The 552-nt window shown below is 44.2% G+C and carries 2 tRNA genes; both read left to right on the top strand.

From position 1 onward, the window contains the following. Nucleotides 1-9 precede the first annotated feature (9 nt). Nucleotides 10-86: transfer RNA gene (locus QWF21_RS18085), tRNA-Ile, on the top strand. A gap of 86 nt (nucleotides 87-172) precedes the next feature. Further along, a tRNA-Ala gene (locus QWF21_RS18080) sits at nucleotides 173-248 on the top strand. The last annotated feature ends 304 nt before the right edge of the window (nucleotides 249-552 follow it).

Genomic DNA, 552 nt, shown 5'->3' with positions numbered 1-552 from the left:
AGTACAGATGGGTCTGTAGCTCAGGTGGTTAGAGCGCACCCCTGATAAGGGTGAGGTCGGTAGTTCGAGTCTACTCAGACCCACCAACTTTGAGTGTTGAGTTATGAGTGTTAAGTGTTGAGTTAACACACTGACAATTCACAACTTAAAACGAAACACTCAACCTTATCAAGGGGCCATAGCTCAGCTGGGAGAGCGCCTGCCTTGCACGCAGGAGGTCAGCGGTTCGATCCCGCTTGGCTCCACCACTTTCACTTAGTTTTTAGTTGTAAGTGTTAAGTGTTGAGTGAAAAGCACCCGTAGTACAGCCGATATTTGCTCTTGAATTCAAATGAAAGCCCTTAGTGTAAGAGGGGGTAGCGAGTTTTTAACTCAACACTCACCACTAAACACTCAACACTAAGTTTTTTCATTTGAGTTTATCTCAAACTGCTCTTTAACAACTTGGCAAGCTGATAGTAGAAAACAAGGTAACAATATTTATTGTGACCTTACTCACAAGCGTGCGACTTCAAGAGGCTAAGGCCACTTGGGGTTGTATGGTTAAGTGAA

It is taken from the genome of Alkalimonas mucilaginosa (assembly GCF_036327005.1).
GTDB lineage: Bacteria > Pseudomonadota > Gammaproteobacteria > Enterobacterales > Alteromonadaceae > Alkalimonas > Alkalimonas mucilaginosa.
This window is presented reverse-complemented; position numbering and strand designations above follow the sequence as displayed.